The sequence below is a fragment of the Paenibacillus sp. CB74 genome, from assembly GCF_055687625.1.
On record NZ_CM146009.1, the window covers coordinates 2741185 to 2754875 of the forward strand.

General features: G+C 46.1%; 13 protein-coding genes. All 13 read right to left on the bottom strand.

Annotation, left to right across the window (positions count from 1 at the left end):
• Window positions 1-22: 22 nt before the first annotated feature.
• On the bottom strand, window positions 23-826 hold the full coding sequence (locus tag ACX9NY_RS12060; RefSeq protein ID WP_339241682.1) for an NUDIX hydrolase: 804 nt from the start codon (window positions 824-826) through the stop codon (window positions 23-25).
• A 78-nt stretch (window positions 827-904) separates the two neighbouring features.
• Entirely contained in the window at window positions 905-1309 is a 405-nt protein-coding gene (locus ACX9NY_RS12065) for a PaaI family thioesterase (RefSeq protein ID WP_339241680.1), read from the bottom strand.
• Window positions 1310-1634: 325 nt separating this feature from the next.
• A complete protein-coding gene (locus tag ACX9NY_RS12070) occupies window positions 1635-2048 on the bottom strand; it encodes a YlbF/YmcA family competence regulator (RefSeq protein ID WP_197997748.1) in 414 nt (137 codons plus the stop codon).
• A gap of 343 nt (window positions 2049-2391) precedes the next feature.
• On the bottom strand, window positions 2392-3948 hold the full coding sequence (miaB, locus tag ACX9NY_RS12075) for a tRNA (N6-isopentenyl adenosine(37)-C2)-methylthiotransferase MiaB (RefSeq protein ID WP_472478704.1): 1557 nt from the start codon (window positions 3946-3948) through the stop codon (window positions 2392-2394).
• A gap of 312 nt (window positions 3949-4260) precedes the next feature.
• Window positions 4261-4833 carry a phosphate propanoyltransferase gene (gene pduL, locus ACX9NY_RS12080; RefSeq protein ID WP_017689107.1) on the bottom strand — a complete coding sequence of 191 codons (573 nt, stop codon included), beginning with the start codon at window positions 4831-4833 and terminating at the stop codon, window positions 4261-4263.
• A 194-nt stretch (window positions 4834-5027) separates the two neighbouring features.
• A complete protein-coding gene (locus tag ACX9NY_RS12085; RefSeq protein ID WP_342572601.1) occupies window positions 5028-6017 on the bottom strand; it encodes a dipeptidase in 990 nt (329 codons plus the stop codon).
• 91 nt (window positions 6018-6108) lie between these two features.
• Window positions 6109-6369, bottom strand: a complete 261-nt coding sequence (locus ACX9NY_RS12090) for a stage V sporulation protein S (protein WP_007430104.1) — start codon at window positions 6367-6369, stop codon at window positions 6109-6111.
• A 117-nt stretch (window positions 6370-6486) separates the two neighbouring features.
• Window positions 6487-7281, bottom strand: coding sequence for a TIGR00282 family metallophosphoesterase (locus ACX9NY_RS12095; RefSeq protein ID WP_145146946.1), 795 nt, complete (start codon window positions 7279-7281; stop codon window positions 6487-6489).
• 216 nt (window positions 7282-7497) lie between these two features.
• Window positions 7498-9039, bottom strand: coding sequence for a ribonuclease Y (rny, locus tag ACX9NY_RS12100; protein ID WP_472478705.1), 1542 nt, complete (start codon window positions 9037-9039; stop codon window positions 7498-7500).
• 309 nt (window positions 9040-9348) lie between these two features.
• Entirely contained in the window at window positions 9349-10086 is a 738-nt protein-coding gene (locus ACX9NY_RS12105; RefSeq protein ID WP_339241674.1) for a regulatory protein RecX, read from the bottom strand.
• A gap of 274 nt (window positions 10087-10360) precedes the next feature.
• Window positions 10361-11425 (bottom strand): recombinase RecA, encoded by a 1065-nt coding sequence (recA, locus tag ACX9NY_RS12110; protein ID WP_062833851.1) that lies wholly within the window; start codon window positions 11423-11425, stop codon window positions 10361-10363.
• A 244-nt stretch (window positions 11426-11669) separates the two neighbouring features.
• Entirely contained in the window at window positions 11670-12926 is a 1257-nt protein-coding gene (locus ACX9NY_RS12115; RefSeq protein WP_339302956.1) for a competence/damage-inducible protein A, read from the bottom strand.
• Window positions 12927-13034: 108 nt separating this feature from the next.
• Window positions 13035-13622: a CDP-diacylglycerol--glycerol-3-phosphate 3-phosphatidyltransferase gene (pgsA, locus tag ACX9NY_RS12120; protein ID WP_062833849.1), complete on the bottom strand. Its 588-nt coding sequence runs from the start codon at window positions 13620-13622 to the stop codon at window positions 13035-13037.
• Window positions 13623-13691: the final 69 nt, after the last annotated feature.

Genomic DNA, 13691 nt, shown 5'->3' on the forward strand with positions numbered 1-13691 from the left:
CAATTGACACATCTGCACCTTTTTACGTGTAGATGGAAAGGCGTGGCACGAGTTCTGTAAAACGATATAGCTGCGCCGGACGTTGCGAGTACTGGTTGGAACTCACCAAGTTCCCCTCTTCATCCCGTACTTCTTCCACAATGCCTTTGCGACTGCGGGTAGACGTAATCTTGCGAATGAAGTTTGGTTCTTCAAAATCCGGTACTACACTTTGAATAACCTGATATAATTCACTTAATGTAAAATCACGTGGCAGGAACTGACGAGCAATCGTCGTCTCCAGCATCTGTTGTTGAATGCGTCGATATGCATCTTCAATGATTGTTCTGTGATCAAAGGCGAGTTCCAATTCTTGCAACGCCTCCTGAATCGTGAACAATCCAACGTCCTCAGCATCATCTGCTGCTTGGCGTTGATCCAGCATCCATTCTTCCACAAGCGCGAAAAATGCGTGAGAGATAATCCAGCCCCGCGGGTCACGACCCGGCTGACTGTATACATTCAAGTACTCCAGATGTCCACCGTCTACACCTGTCTCTTCCATCAACTCACGCTTTGCTGCACCGTAAATGGATTCATTCTCCTGACAAAAACCACCGGGTAATGCCCATCTACCTGCAAAAGGCCAGCCTTTGCGCTTAATCAGCATCACTTTCAATTCCCGAATGGGAAGTGTCTTGGTCACCGTCTTGCGCTCCCGCTTGGTCAAGGTGAACATAACGATATCCGCAGGAACTCCATCGGGGGTACGATATTTCTTGGAACTATAGGCACGTGCTGCTTGTTCGTCGCTCTCTGAATTGAAGTGTTCGTAGTTTTCGTTCATGGGCACCACCGACTATTTTCATTTTGATAATTTCATTATGACATAATAATATATTTTGTCAACAGCGGGATTCATACTTTACGTTCTCGGACGTGCTATACGGAAAGTAGCCGTAGCCATGCATCCCAACGTGCCAGATGCATCACGAACCTCTGATTGAGTCGTAACACTGCGTCCAGCCTGATGTAACACTGTAGCCGTCACCGTTAATTCCCCTTGTTTCATGGGTGCGAGAAAATGTACATTCAGATTGGTTGTCACACAGCCATCTACTTCCATTGCTGCTGTTGCAACCATCCCCATCGCCTGATCCATCAGTGAAGTTAATACACCCCCATGAATAATCCCCATGGAGTTGGTATGATGTTCGCCTGCTGTCAACGCGATCTGTACTTCTTTGCCATCTCCTTTAATATATCGACATCCGAGAAATCCCCAGAATCGTTCGGCTCCGTCTTCTACCATTTTGTCCAAAATGCTCATTATTCATTTCTCCTTTTTCACTGTACGTATCATGCTCTCTTGATGTCATGTGCCTTTAACATTAAAAAATCAGCGCGCCACACAAAATAACCCCACAACGTGGAGCTTTGCTTGGAATGATATTCCGAGTACTTGGCGACAGCCACTCCACGTTAAGAGTTATGCAATGTAAGAAAAGCTTCTGATTGAAGCCTTATCGATGATGCCACATTCGTGGTTTGGCAGTTGCTTTTCTTGCGATTATCGAATCCTTCAGCTCCGCTGAAAACTTATAATTCTATAATCGTCAAAAAAGGCGCGGACAGCGTCCGCACCCTTCCGTCATTTAACCGCAACTTGTCGGAGGTGAATCCGTTCCAGCCTCCACGTTTACTTTTTCGGAAACCGTATCCCGGATTACAGAGATCACTAACTGAAGCAAGTAGTTGATGTCGCTCTGGCTCTGCTGGAATTCCGTAACCAATGGAATACTGTCCAGTTCGCTTTGCAGATCTTCAATTTCCTGTTCAATTTTGCTGACCATCTCCACATTTTTGAAGCTCTCAAAAGCAACGATCTCTTTTTGTTTCTTCTTGATCGTTGCGATCAACTGCTGGATGCGCTCATGATCACGAATTTTGGTTTCAGCCTGTTGGAACTGTCTAACTTCCTCACTCGTTCCGAGCATATCAGCCAATTCTTTGGCTTTTCCCATAATGTCGTCGCGTATGACCAGATTGCGCGTATCGTAGGTAGGCATTCCGTAATGGTTGTACTGCACTTCTTCCTGCGCCACTGAAATCGCTCCATTCTATGAGATGATATAAGATGAGAACCTGGGCTCAAATGAGTTCAAACGTCTGCTCCATGACCGCTACGAGTACGGATCGTTCTTTTGATCGCTGTTGTCTCCGTTTTTTTCTAATTAAACTTTTTCAAGGTTAAAAATCCGGAGACAAAGGCGTAGCATATGCTTCCGATGTGGCTTTCTTCAGAAAGCCTTTAGCTTCGCTTCTACAGACCGATTCCGTCCCCTCCGCTACTTGGGCGAATGTCCGAACCTGATATTGAACCCCAAAGTTCTCATCTTATTGGTGTGTGTATTACTGATTGGCAGCTACCGGCTCAGAGAGCAGGTTGCCCCGAATATAAAAAGTCATCGGATCGGTGATTTCCACTTGTACGAAAGTACCGATCAACTCTTTGGGTCCTTCAAAATGCACCAGCTTGTTGCTGCGCGTACGTCCTGCCAGAACTTCGGAATTCCGCTTGCTCTCACCTTCAACGAGCACTTCAACAACTTTGCCACGTTGTTCTTCATTGCTTCGATGGCTATATATGTTGATCGTTTCGTTCAAGCGCTTCAAACGTTCCTTCTTCACTTCCATCGGTACGTTGTCTTCCATCACCGCAGCCGGTGTACCTTCCCGTGGGGAATAAATAAAGGTATAGGCAAAATCATACCCTACTTCACGGACAAGGGAAAGTGTATCTTCAAACTGTTCTTCCGTTTCCCCCGGAAAACCAACAATAATATCCGTTGTCAACACAACATTCGGGATGGCTTTCTTAATTTTGTCAGCCAGTTTCAGATAGTGTTCCCGGCTATACTTGCGGCTCATGCGTTTAAGTACTTCCGAACTGCCAGATTGCACTGGTAGATGAATGTGCTCTACGAGATTTCCGCCCTTGGCCAGCACTTCAATCAAGTGGTCATCGAAGTCACGTGGGTGACTGGTTGTAAACCGCACTCGCGGAATATCAATTTGACGAATGGCATCCATCAAGTCCCCAAAGCTGTACTTCAGGTCGGTGAAGTCCTTGCCGTACGCATTCACATTTTGACCAAGTAGAGTGATCTCCTTAAAGCCTTGTCGTGCCAAATCCCTAACTTCGGCAATGACATCTTCAGGACGACGGCTGCGTTCTTTGCCCCTCGTAAACGGGACGATGCAATATGTACAGAACTTGTCGCAACCATACATAATGTTCACCCAGCCGCGCATACCCTCACGTTTCTTCGGCAGGTTCTCAATAATGTCGCCTTCCTTGGACCACACCTCAACAACCATTTCTTTGCTGAACAGCGCTTCCTGGATTAGATGTGGCAGTCGATGCACATTATGTGTACCAAAGATCATATCCACAAAGCCATGCTTCTGCATGATTCGGTTGACGACGCCTTCTTCTTGGGACATACACCCGCATACGCCAAGTAACAATCCCGGACGTTCAAGTTTTAGCGTTTTCAGGTGACCAAGCTCACCAAATACTTTATCTTCCGCATTTTCTCGTATGGCACATGTATTGAGCAGGATAATATCAGCTTCTTTGCGATCCTCTGTAGCCTGATATCCCATTGATTCAAGAAGTCCTTTGATGGTCTCTGAGTCATGCTCGTTCATCTGACATCCATACGTATATACAATATAGTGTTTGCCTTTCCCTATGTTTTTCAGTTCATCGGGAACGGCATTTTCGTATAACACCTGGACGTCTTCCTTGCCCCGCTGTTTCTCCTGACGATGATTAGGTTCCGATTTGATGTTAATCTCACGACCCCGGATTCTTATCTTTTTGCTGAATTCATCTTGCGAAATTACTTTGGCATCGGAGAAATCAAAATATTGGGAGTAATCCTTTTTTGAGTCTTTAGCCATTTCCTTCGGTCACTCCTTACAGCCTCAATTAATAAAAAATCGTTCATTCATCCCTGTTCCACGTGAATTTCTTGCCGGGAACATTAAAAGAGCATTACAGCAAATTATAGCATGAATTGGGCTGTAGTTCCACATGCAAACCGCACGTCCCTTCGCCTAATCCGAGACATGCCATGCTCTAATGAACACTTAGAAAACAGAAAAACCTGAGCTTTGCCAACAGGGCTGGAATTAACCGACCCTTAATGGCTGTGCTCAGGTTTATACGTTATTCAGACTGCCCTAGTAGGCTGCTGAAGCTATTCCATGGTATTAATCGATGATTTCAGCAGTGTCGCCATTACGAGCGCCAGCAGCGTTAGCCTCATCCGTATCAATATGCATGTCCAGTGCGAAAGAATCAGATACACGAGCCAGTACATTTTCCAGTACCAGACCGCGATCTCCGCCGAGGCGAACTTTCAGCATTTGTTTGTCCTCGATACCCCATTTAGCAGCATCCGAAGTATGGAAGTGAATGTGACGAGCAGCAACGATGACACCTTTATCGATCGTTACTTCGCCAGCAGGACCTTTAATCGTGATTCCTGGTGTACCTTCAATGCTTCCAGATTCACGAACAGGTGCTTTAACACCAATCGCAAATGAATCTGTCATGGAGATCTCCAGTTGCGTTTCAGGGCGAACAGGTCCAAGGATACGCACTTTATCAAACTGTCCTTTCGAACCAATGACCGCTACAGTTTCGTTAGCAGCGTATTGGCCAGGCTGGGACAGAGGTTTAAATTCAGTCAGTTCATAACCTTTGCCAAACAAAATTTCAACGTGCTCTTGGGATACATGAATGTGACGGGCAGATACGCCCACAGGTACTGTTTTACTCATTGTAAATTTCACTCCTTGTTTATCTATGGCCTGAACTCAGGCTCTTAACAATCCAATGGTATTATACCCCTTTTTGGAGTGAAATGAAAACGAACTGGTGAAAATTCATGAAATACACTTATTTCACCATCATTCCCCTCCTTTATTTGGAAAACAAGCTTTATTCAACCCATTCTGTCCCACAGAACACTTTACTATTTCACGGAAGCCCCCTTTATTTTAGGATTTCCCTCTGGCAAGTGTTCCCTCAGATAACTCATCGCATTCCCCCACAACCAGCCGCGCACTAAATGTTCATCATAATGTTTGAGCAGGAGTTCCGTCAGTCTTGGATAATGCCCCGAGTGTTCAAGTCTCTGAATATACGTTGAGATTCCGTCAAAATCAGACCCCATCATCAGATGGTTCTGTCCGCCCTGAGAACAGATCTGCTCGATATGAGGCAGCAAGTCTTCGATAAGCACTTCCCCCTCCTGTTTAACAAACCAGGGTACAAACGTCAGTCCGATCCGCCCTTCGCGGGCAATGATGGCCTGGATCTGATCATCTTTCAGATTGCGCACATGGGGGCATACGCTATAGCTGTTGGAGTGGGAGGCGATAAAAGGACGCTTACTCAAGTCAGCTAGTTCCCAGAACCCTTTCTCCGTCAGATGCGACACATCCAACAGCATTCCGATTTCATTACACTGGCGCACCAGTTCTTTCCCTTTCTCGGTCAGACCCGCCCCCCGCTTCTCCATGACTCCGTCAGCCGCCCAATTGGCATAATTCCACGTTAGTCCAATGATTCGAACGCCCATCTGATAACATAACTCCAGATAGAACAGGTTGCCCTCCAGACCATCCACACCCTCCAGTGTGATTAATCCCCACGGACCCTCTGTTTGCTCCACCTGAGCCACCTGCTCACGCCATAACAACGTCTGTGTGCCGCTAGGCCGCCCCTGACTTCTCTCTACACGACTACGATAAATCTCCAACTGCCCCATCACATGTTCAAACTTGCCTCTGCCAAGTACTTCGGGTAAATAGATGGCGAACGCCTGCAACCCTACCTTCCCTTCTTTCAAGCGTTGCAAATTCACATCCAGTTCTGGAGCATCTTCAAAAGAAAGAGCAGGCTGCATCAAAATTTTGCTCAGTGCATCACAGTGAAAATCAGCTACACGCCAATCAGACATGGACAAACCCTCCTCAATATTTTATTGCGAAGAAAACGCAAAAAAACCTGTCTACATCCATCGTAAACAGGTTCAATGCATACTGCATGTATTATCTGGGCTCCACAATCAGCTTAATGGCCGTTCGGTCCTCGCCGTCGATCACAATGTCTGTAAAAGCTGGAATACAAATCAGGTCAACTCCGCTTGGTGCTACAAATCCCCGGGCTATCGCTACCGCTTTAATGGCTTGGTTCAGTGCTCCCGCTCCAATTGCCTGCAGTTCAGCATTTCCACGTTCACGAAGAACCCCTGCAAGAGCGCCGGCTACAGAATTAGGATTGGACTTTGCTGAAACTTTTAATACATCCATGGTAAGTACCTCCCTGGGAATGTTGAAAGTTTGTTTCCACTTACTAGATGTTATTCGCGGGAGGCAAAAAAATTCCTTCTTTTTAGACGGGTTTCCCTGCAAAATGGGACAATACCCCTATTCCATGCGCCACTCGTCCTCCATCAGACGAATTTTTTCGATGCGTGTTGCCGCACCTGTAGCTTCATCAATTTCAACAAACACACCATGGAAATGCCATTTGCCATCATCCACAACGAAACGTACCGGGAGCTGGGTGTAGAACTTGCGCAGCACGGCCTCACGCTCCATGCCCAATATGCCGTCACGCGGCCCTACCATGCCCGCATCCGTCAAGTATGCCGTTCCTCCAGGCAAAATCCGATCATCGTTACTTTGTACATGTGTATGAGTACCTACAACGAGAGACGCACGTCCATCCAGATGCCATCCCATGGCAATTTTCTCTGACGTCGCTTCAGCATGCATATCGACCAGAATACATTTATAGTCCTGACGCAGCTCATCAACAATCTCATCAGCTACACGGAACGGGCAATCCAGAGCAGGCAGGAACGTTCTTCCTTGCAGATTGACAATCGCCAGCTCTTTCCCTTCGCCTTTGACAACCGTGTATCCTCGTCCTGGTGTGCCTGGTGGAAAGTTCGCTGGACGAATCATGCGAGGCTCATCATCTATAAAATCAAAAATATCCTTATTGTCCCAAGTATGATTACCAAGTGTAATACCATGTACACCCCAGTTGAAAAACTCATTTGCAATTGCCCCGGTAATGCCGCGACCTGCTGCCGCATTTTCACCATTCACAATCACCACATGTGGCTTATACTTCGATTTCAGGTACGGTAAATTTTCCTTTAATGCCTTACGTCCCACGTTGCCTACAATGTCACCAATAAACAAAACTTTCACTGATTACTGCCTCCTCAATTCCTGCAAAGTTCTCTTTTTCGAATGTTGAACCTTTGCAGGACTCTATCTCTTGTTCCATGATCTGTATTTATACAAAAAGCCTTTGATTGAATATGGAATTCAGTCGAAAAAGCCTAGCCTCTTTTTGAAAACACACTTTAAGAGGCTATCAAAAGGAAAAGTGGCCCATTACCGCGGCCACTTTTCCGTATTGCTCTATTTTGCGTATTCAACCGCACGGGTTTCCCGGATGACGGTGACTTTGATGTGACCCGGATAGTCGAGCTCATTCTCAATCATCTTCGTGATGTCACGGGCGAGACGGAAGGCTTCAGCATCATCGATCTTCTCAGGCTGTACCATAACACGAACTTCGCGTCCGGCCTGAATGGCGTACGATTTCTCGACACCTTCGAAGGATTCCGAAATCTCTTCCAGCTTCTCCAGTCGTTTGATATACGTTTCCAGCGTTTCGCGGCGTGCGCCTGGTCTTGCTGCGGAGAGTGCATCTGCTGCACCAACCAACATGGCAATGACCGAAGTCGCTTCGCAATCTCCGTGATGGGACGCGATACTGTTGATTACAACCGGATGTTCTTTGTATTTCTTCGCCAGTTCCACGCCAATTTCGACGTGTGATCCTTCCACTTCGTGATCCAGCGCTTTACCGATGTCATGCAATAGACCTGCACGTCTTGCCAGAGTTACGTCTTCTCCGAGTTCGCCAGCCATCAATCCAGCCAGATAAGCGACTTCCATCGAATGTTTCAAGACGTTTTGACCATAACTTGTACGGAACTTCAACCGGCCCAAAATTTTTATCAGATCCGGATGCAGACCATGCACGCCAACTTCAAAGGTAGCTTGCTCACCGTATTCACGGATGCGCTCATCCACTTCTTTGCGGGATTTCTCAACCATCTCTTCAATCCGTGCCGGGTGAATACGTCCGTCAGCCACCAGTTTCTCCAGGGCAGTACGGGCAATCTCACGGCGAATCGGGTCAAAGCCCGACAGAATAACAGCTTCTGGCGTATCATCGATAATGAGGTCAATCCCTGTAAGGGTTTCAAGCGCACGGATGTTACGTCCTTCACGACCGATAATCCGGCCTTTCATTTCTTCATTTGGCAGGGTAACAACAGATACCGTTGTTTCCGCTACGTGGTCAGCCGCACAACGTTGGATAGCGAGTGTAATAATCTCGCGGGACTTTTTGTCCGCTTCTTCCTTCGCTTGTTGTTCAATGTCCTTGATCATTTGAGCCGTCTCATAACGAACTTCCTGTTCTACGTTGGACAGTATGATACTGCGTGCGTCTTCCATAGTGAGGTTGGATATACGTTCCAACTCTGTCACCTGGTTTTTGTAGATCATTTCGATCTGCTGCTGAGTCTCATCAATTCGTTTCTCTTTGTTAGCCACTTGCTCTTCTTTACGTTCGAGTGATTCCAATTTTTTATCCAGCGACTCTTCTTTTTGCAACAATCGTCTTTCTTGTCGTTGAATTTCATTCCGACGTTCACGAGTGTCTTTTTCAGCTTCAGCACGAATGCGATGGATTTCATCCTTCGCTTCCAGCACTGTTTCTTTCTTCAGTGCTTCTGCCTCTTTCTTCGCGTTCTCCACGATTTGTACGGCAGCTTGTTCCGCACTAGAGATTTTAGCCTCTGCAAGAGATTTGCGAATAAAATATCCTACTCCGAACCCAATGATTAGCGCGGCCACAACGAGAACGATCGTGATTGCAGGATTCATACTGTTCACCTCCTCGTTGGTTCCTCCAAGGCATTCCTTGGGTCAATTTGCAGTTTTCAAACCTTACATATTTTGGGAATAACGAATACTCACGGCGATCCCCCGCCGATTTTCATTTCACATGTACATGTTTCCACGTACTATTCACTGTTTCCAGCGAACCCATAATTAAGAATGGTATAAATCTTAAGAAACCGAAACCGCTTTTTTGGAAGGAAAAAGAGTTGTCCATTTCTTACAGACTCATGTCCATTTTAGTATTTGACGAAAGAAATTGTCAAGAGAATGCAGTATAGAGACTCTAGTCTGCTAATCCCATAACAACGCTTCGTCATCTTCGGCGTCTTCAGCCTCATCTTCTTCAATTAAACAATTCACGACCCGGCGCACCATATCCATTGAAAAACCACGTCTCATTAAGAAGGGAAGCGTTTTATTTTTCTTCTCTTTGACGTCCCCTTTGACCTGATTCCATTTTTTTCGTCCGGCACTCAATGCAGTCTCAAATTCCGCATCCGCACTGACACCTTCCAGCGCTTCAACAATAAGATCATTGGCAATGCCCTTTTGACGGAGCTCTTGCCTTATCCACAGTTTTCCCTTCCGCTTGCCCTCCATACGCTGTCTTGTCCATTCCTTCGCAAATAGGTCATCATCCACCAAATTCTCGCGCTCAAGTCGATCCAGCGTCTCTTCAATTAAAGGTGCAGCAAACTCTTTTTGACGAAGTTTCTGACTTAATTCATGTCGTGTACGCGGCTTATGCTCCAAAAAACGTAGAGACTGTGTATACGTCCGCTGTCGCTCGTCAGCTACAATGATTTCTTCCAGATCCTTCTTCATAAACGTATTGCCTTGAGTCATCCTGTATTTAATCATTACATCTTCAAGAACCGTTATGGAGTGGATGCCAAAAGAGATTCGATAACGAGCTTGCCTGTGCTTTGTCCGTTCTACACGCGTAATTATAAGTTCTTCGTTGTCCGGAAATTGGGATAGGCCATCCTGTTCTGCTTCTTCATATAAATCCTCGTCATGTTGATCCATTCAGGTCTCCCCTTTCACATCATTTTTATTCTGACTACGTCAAGCACATCTTCACATAAAGAATGCTAATACAAAAGGCCGGGAACTCAGCCCGGCCTTTATCTACACAGTAGCGTGCCAACAGCCCCTGTCCACTGGGACAGGGGCTGTTGGACAGCAAGAGCAGTCCCACTACAATCAACTTATCCAGATTGATCCAAGCTCAATCAGATAAGTTTATGGAGCCCAGTGGGAAACACCCTCAGGGCCTCCCAGTAAGGGAGGCTTTGAGAGATTACTCGTTGATTTCAAACAATTCTTGTTCTTCTTCTGCTTCTTTTTGTTGCTCTTCACTTGTTGGCGCAGGAACTGCGGTAGTCAAGTTACTAGCTACCCGAATTTTTTGTTCAATGATTTCAGCAATATCTTTATGCTCTTTCATGAACTGCTTCGCGTTCTCACGGCCTTGTCCTAAACGCTCACCTTCGTAAGAGTACCAAGCACCACTTTTATTAACGATGTCCAGCTCAGTACCAATATCAATGATACTGCCTTCTCTCGAAATACCCTCACCATACATGATATCCACTTCCGCTTGTTTAAACGGAGGTGCCACTTTGTTTTTCACAACTTTAATACGAGTACGGTTACCAATCATGTCATTGCCTGATTTGATACTCTCAATACGACGTACATCCAGACGTACCGTAGAATAAAACTTCAGAGCACGACCCCCAGGTGTTGTTTCCGGGTTACCAAACATAACGCCGACTTTCTCACGAAGCTGGTTGATGAAGATTGCGATTGTTTTGGATTTGCTGATTGCACCAGACAATTTACGCAACGCCTGAGACATCAAACGCGCTTGCAAACCAACGTGTGAATCACCCATTTCGCCTTCAATCTCTGCTTTTGGAACCAATGCAGCTACAGAGTCAATAACGACGATATCTACTGCACCACTGCGTACAAGAGCTTCTGCAATTTCCAGCCCTTGCTCACCCGTATCTGGCTGAGATAGAAGCAATTCGTCAATGTTAACGCCCAATTTACTTGCATATTGAGGATCAAGAGCATGCTCAGCATCGATAAAGGCTGCTTGTCCACCAACACGTTGTACTTCAGCAATCGCATGCAATGCGACAGTTGTTTTACCTGAAGATTCAGGTCCATATATTTCAACAATACGGCCTTTAGGCAAGCCGCCTGTTCCTAATGCAATATCCAAAGCCAAGGAACCACTGGGAATAATTTCCACATTCATATGAGTGGACTCACCCAGTTTCATGATGGATCCTTTACCAAATTGCTTCTCTATTTGACGGAGCGCCATATCAAGCGCGGCACGACGGTCTGACAATAAGCTCACACCCTTTACTGTTTATAAGATAATGATACCTTGTTTTAACACGTTTGCCAAGCTTTTTTTCGAACATACATTCGTTTTTTTTTGTAAAGGCCGAGGCGCCTCTTCCTCAAAGAAACTTTCCATTAAACAGAAAAAAGAACCGTAAACAAGGCTGTAAAGCCTAATTCTGCGGTTCTTCCGTCTTCCTTAATTATACTTCTTTAGAGCTTCAAATGCAATCGAAGCTATTAACTAATCAATCCATCGCCACAAGTTTTTGCCATAGGCGATAGAGAATCGCTTTGGCTGAACGAATGCGGACAGTCTCGCGATTACCATTAATACGCAGCTCATGAATTTCCGTCTCTTTTCCACGTTCAGCCAGAGCGATGAAGACAAGTCCGGGTGGCTTGCGTTCCGAATATCCCGGTCCAGCTACACCGGTAACAGCCAAGCCAAAATCAGCATCGCCAATCATGCGAATCTGCTCAGCAAGCACTTTTGCAACCTCAGGACTTACCGCTCCAGGTGCATCTTCACCTTCCAGATAATCATGAGGCACATTCAGCAGCTTTTCCTTAATCTCATTGGAGTAACATACGATTCCACCTTTGAGCATTGAGGCACTTCCCGGTACAGAAGTCAAACTTTGCATGACAAGACCTCCTGTACAGCTCTCAGCAGCGCTAAGCGTCAGCCCCATGTCAGACATCATGGTTACAATTGTGTACTCTATAGGCACATCCTCATTCGCGTAGAGATGTTCTGTCAAACGCTCCCGAATCTGAACCTCCATCGCATCCAGCTTCAGCTTCGCCTCTCCTTCACTCGCAGCCTTAGTGGAGACACGTACCGTAACTTCGCCTTCGCTCGCGTAAGGAGCAATTGTAGGGTCTGTCTGCGCGTCAATCAGATCCAGCAGTCGATCCTCCAGAGCAGATTCACCGATACCTGCGAATTTGAGCATTCGGGAATAGATCGGCATTTCTTCTGTAAGCACATGCTGGAACAGCCAAGGCTTGACTTCCTGTTCGAACATTGGAATTAGCTCTTTGGGTGGTCCAGGCATCACAACATAATGTTTATCATTATCAGAAATCGCATTTCCTGCCGCAAGACCCGTTTCATTGGCCAGAGGTGTCCCACCCTCAATAACAATTGCCTGACGTCGGTTATTCTCTGTCATGTCCACATTACGATCTCTGAAAAAGCTCTCAATTTTATCCATCGCCATTCGATCCGTATGCAGTTTTCGGTTAAGAACAGCTGCGAGCGCATCCTTGGTCAGATCATCTTGAGTGGGTCCGATGCCACCGGAAAATAAAATAACGTCAGCACGGCCCTGTGCAATGCGAATAGCTTCACTAAGTCGGTTCAGGTTATCCCCAACCACCGTTTGGAAATATACATCGATCCCCATCGCAGCCAATTCACGGGATAGGTATCTGGCATTGGTATTGACGATTTGTCCAAGCAGTAGCTCTGTGCCAACTGCAATGATTTCTGCCTTCATTGAGCATCCTCCTGTACATGTGGTGAGTGATCAAAGGGCAATAGGATAATTTCCTATTGCCCCTGACCCAATGCTTCCTTCATGATTACCCATTTTTAGAACCAACTATTATGCTTTTGTTAAATGAAGCAGGTTTTTGTTTTTGATAAAGTAATCGATACCCGACCAGATGGTAATAAGCGCTGCTGCCCATACTGCGATAATATCGACGTGAATACCCGTGTATGAGAACGGGAAATTGTTCAACAGCAACAACACAATTGCCACAATCTGCACTACCGTCTTCAGCTTGCCCCAGGCACTCGCAGCAACAACCGAACCATCCAGCAATGCGATTTGGCGCAAGCCGGTAACTGCAAATTCACGACTAATAATAACCACTGCAATCCAAGAATCCAGCTTGCCCATCTCCACGAGCGAGATCAAAACTGCAGTAACCAACAGCTTGTCTGCGAGCGGATCAAGCAGTTTTCCCAGATTGGTAACCATGTTATTTTTCCGCGCAAGGTATCCGTCGATTCCATCTGTGCTTGCGGCGATGATAAAAATAACAGCAGCAATCAGTTGATTATACGGAAGCGAAAAGCTTCCAAGCTGCAACGGCTCTGGATAAAATGGAAAATCCACGAGCAGGAACACCATCAAAAAAGGGATTAAGCAAATTCGTGCAAGCGTAATCCGGTTGGGTAAATTCACAAGACGCCCTCCCTCATATCCTCCATTACTCCAAACAATCATCATAATCCCGTTATCATCATCCGGAAC

Bases quoted from the DNA above. Each gene is read 5' to 3' on its own strand.
- ACX9NY_RS12060 (WP_339241682.1), bottom strand. From the start codon at position 826: ATGAACGAAAACTACGAACACTTCAATTCAGAGAGCGACGAACAAGCA.
- ACX9NY_RS12065 (WP_339241680.1), bottom strand. From the start codon at position 1,309: ATGAGCATTTTGGACAAAATGGTAGAAGACGGAGCCGAACGATTCTGG.
- ACX9NY_RS12070 (WP_197997748.1), bottom strand. From the start codon at position 2,048: ATGCCTACCTACGATACGCGCAATCTGGTCATACGCGACGACATTATG.
- miaB (WP_472478704.1), bottom strand. From the start codon at position 3,948: ATGGCTAAAGACTCAAAAAAGGATTACTCCCAATATTTTGATTTCTCC.
- pduL (WP_017689107.1), bottom strand. From the start codon at position 4,833: ATGAGTAAAACAGTACCTGTGGGCGTATCTGCCCGTCACATTCATGTA.
- ACX9NY_RS12085 (WP_342572601.1), bottom strand. From the start codon at position 6,017: ATGTCTGATTGGCGTGTAGCTGATTTTCACTGTGATGCACTGAGCAAA.
- ACX9NY_RS12090 (WP_007430104.1), bottom strand. From the start codon at position 6,369: ATGGATGTATTAAAAGTTTCAGCAAAGTCCAATCCTAATTCTGTAGCC.
- rny (WP_472478705.1), bottom strand. From the start codon at position 9,039: ATGAATCCTGCAATCACGATCGTTCTCGTTGTGGCCGCGCTAATCATT.
- ACX9NY_RS12105 (WP_339241674.1), bottom strand. From the start codon at position 10,086: ATGGATCAACATGACGAGGATTTATATGAAGAAGCAGAACAGGATGGC.
- ACX9NY_RS12115 (WP_339302956.1), bottom strand. From the start codon at position 12,926: ATGAAGGCAGAAATCATTGCAGTTGGCACAGAGCTACTGCTTGGACAA.